The sequence below is a fragment of the Clostridium sp. LS genome, from assembly GCF_002760435.1.
Classification (GTDB): Bacteria; Bacillota; Clostridia; order Clostridiales; family Clostridiaceae; genus Clostridium.
The window spans coordinates 1-2,758 of record NZ_AUUU01000209.1; the positions used below are offsets into that span (position 1 = coordinate 1).

The window sequence follows — 2,758 nt, forward strand, 5'->3', positions numbered from 1 at the left end:
GATGCCATTACAAAGACTAATTTATCCGTTTTCTTTGGAATAATATCTTCTTTACCGAGAAGTTTAACAACATCAGCTACACTCTGAAATATTCCCCTTGGTCCAAATCTATTTGGTCCAAGACGTTGTTGCAAATAGCCACAAAATTTTCTTTCTAAATAAATCAAATACATAGCATTTAATAAAACAAAAGCTACTATACCGATAAAATAAACTAAGCTCATAATTATATTTACTAAAGTATTTGGCATTCCTAATATAGAAGTAAGCCCTTTTATCCAATCGGATATATTTATAAATATATTCTCCATTTTTACCTCCCCAATTACCGATCAATTTCGCCTAATATAGGATCAAGTGATGCGAGTATTGCAACTGCGTCCTGAATTGTACTTTCTTTAGCCATTTCAGGAAAAGCACCAATATTAACAAAAGATGGCCCATGAATGTGGAGTCGATAAGGTTTATCAGACCCATCACTTATCAGATAATAACCAAGAGCACCTTTAGATCCTTCAATTTGGTGATAGATCTCTCCTTGTGGTGGTTTTATCATCCTAGGAACTTTAGCTAAAACTGGTCCCTCTTCAATTTGTTCCAATGCCTGCTTAATTATTTTGATACTCTCTTCCATCTCGCCAATACGCATTATCCATCTTTCGTAACAGTCACCATCTTTTCCTACAATTACTTTAAACTTAAAACGCTCATAAATACCGTATGGAACATCACGCCTTAAATCTAGATCAATGCCAGAAGCCCTAAGGTTTGGACCTGTTAAACCATATGCTAAAGCTTTTTCTCCACTAATTATTCCAACACCTTTAGTTCTAGCTTCAAATATTTCATTACCAGTAATGATGCGTTCATATTCTATAAAGCTTTTATCCATATCATCAAGAAACTTTCTTAAATTTGGGATAAATTCCTCAGGAAGATCATAGCTTACTCCTCCAATACGCATATAATTTGTTGTCATTCTAGAGCCACAAACCATTTCAAATAAATCAAGAATTTTTTCTCTATCTCTAAAAAAATACATCCAAGGTGTATGCCCATTTAGATCAAGTGCCATACTCCCTAAAAAAACTTGGTGACTTGCAATTCTCTGAAGTTCAGCCATGATTATACGAAGATACTGTGCTCTTTCTGGAATCTCAATTCCCATAAGATTTTCAACTGCTTGAACATAACCTAATTCATTTAACATCCCAGATAAATAATCCAATCTATCAGTGTAAGGTATAAATTGAGTATAAGTCCTGGATTCAGCTAACTTTTCCATGCCTCTATGCAAGTAACCTATGACATTCTCTATATTAACAATATGCTCACCGTCTAATGTAAAAATTGCTCTATATACACCATGAGTACTAGGATGCTGAGGCCCAAAATTTAAAGTCATTTCTTCTGTGTGTAAATCTTTATTATGTTCCATAATTAAACCTCCTCCTTTCTACCTTCTCTTTTCTACCTTAAAATCTTTTCGTAATGGATGACCTACAAAATCATCCGGGCACAATATCCTTTTTAAATCTGGATGACCAATAAAATTAATTCCAAATAAATCATAAACTTCTCTTTCTTGCACATTTGCGGCAAGCCAGTATTTAGTCAATGAAGGAATTTCAAGTTTCTCATCAAGTTTTACCTTAATTCTAATTAATTCATGGGTTACTAATGACATAAAATGATAAACACAGCTTAATCTTTCTTCCTCAATAGCTGTTAAATCAACTAAAAAATTAAACCCATAATCTTTTACCTTTTTTATAACATCCATAAAAATATTTAATTCTATATGGATAGCAATCTGTATATTTTCTATAACTTCAATATCTTGCTTATATTCTGCTTTTAATTCTGAAATCAAATTTTCGCTAGTTTTACTCACTTCTGCCCACCTCTTTCGGATGAATAATTTTTTCTTTTAATGTTAAAAGACCATGAATTAATGCTTCTGGACGTGGAGGACATCCTGGAATATAAACATCTACAGGTAAAAATGTGTCAGCACCTGGAACAACATTATAGGAGTCTACAAATGGCCCCCCACTAGTTGCACAGCTCCCCATAGCAATTACCCATTTAGGTTCTGGCATTTGATCATAGATTTTTTTAACTACAGGTGCCATTTTCTCGGTAACTGTACCTGCAACAATCATTAAATCTGCTTGCCTTGGTGAAGCACGGAAGACTTCATAACCAAAACGTGCAATGTCATAACGAGCACCTCCAGCTGCCATCATTTCAATCGCACAACATGCTAATCCAAATGTTAGAGGCCAAAAAGAATGGGCACGACAAAAATTTAATGCATCATCCAACTTTGTTAAAATAATATTTTTTTCTATTTGTTCTTGAAGATCTTTATCTTGTTTAAAATTTATTTCCACTCTAATGCCCCCTCTTTCCACGCATACCATAAGCCAACTATTAAGATCCCTATGAAAATAACCATCTCAAAAAGTGCAAATAAGCCTAATGATTTAAACTTTACTGCCCATGGTAATAAAAATACTGTTTCAACATCAAAGAGTAGAAATACTAATCCATACATAAAGTAACTGACCTTAAATCTAATCCAAGTTGAACCTTTCGTCTCAACACCACACTCATAAGTAGATAACTTTTCTTTATTTGGTTTCTTAGGTCTTACAAATGAAGCAGTTAACAAAACAATCATTCCAAATATGAATGAAGCTATAAGAAAAATTCCAATAATCAAATAATCTTGTATCATTTTTATCTCCTTTCA

The 2,758-nt window shown here is 33.2% G+C and carries 5 protein-coding genes; all 5 read right to left on the reverse strand.

Features of this window, described 5'->3' with window-relative positions; translation table 11 throughout:
* A partial coding sequence (locus COL3_RS26445) for an NADH-quinone oxidoreductase subunit H (RefSeq protein ID WP_143327579.1) occupies window positions 1-311 on the reverse strand: 311 nt, incomplete at its 3' end.
* 14 nt (window positions 312-325) lie between these two features.
* A complete protein-coding gene (locus COL3_RS26450) occupies window positions 326-1,438 on the reverse strand; it encodes an NADH-quinone oxidoreductase subunit D (protein WP_099716772.1) in 1,113 nt (370 codons plus the stop codon).
* 18 nt (window positions 1,439-1,456) lie between these two features.
* Window positions 1,457-1,894 (reverse strand): NADH-quinone oxidoreductase subunit C, encoded by a 438-nt coding sequence (locus COL3_RS26455; protein WP_008426916.1) that lies wholly within the window; start codon window positions 1,892-1,894, stop codon window positions 1,457-1,459.
* Complete coding sequence (locus COL3_RS26460; protein WP_207655458.1) at window positions 1,887-2,390, reverse strand: NADH-quinone oxidoreductase subunit B; 504 nt, start codon at window positions 2,388-2,390, stop codon at window positions 1,887-1,889. The genes COL3_RS26455 and COL3_RS26460 overlap by 8 nt, the downstream gene beginning before the upstream one ends.
* The gene (locus COL3_RS26465; protein ID WP_008426910.1) at window positions 2,387-2,743 is read right to left on the reverse strand and encodes an NADH-quinone oxidoreductase subunit A; all 357 of its coding nucleotides are present in this window, start codon (window positions 2,741-2,743) and stop codon (window positions 2,387-2,389) included. The genes COL3_RS26460 and COL3_RS26465 overlap by 4 nt, the downstream gene beginning before the upstream one ends.
* Between the last annotated feature and the right edge of the window lie 15 nt (window positions 2,744-2,758).

Coding starts and splice junctions, on each gene's coding strand:
- COL3_RS26450 (WP_099716772.1), bottom strand. CDS start 1,438: ATGGAACATAATAAAGATTTACACACAGAAGAAATGACTTTAAATTTT.
- COL3_RS26465 (WP_008426910.1), bottom strand. CDS start 2,743: ATGATACAAGATTATTTGATTATTGGAATTTTTCTTATAGCTTCATTC.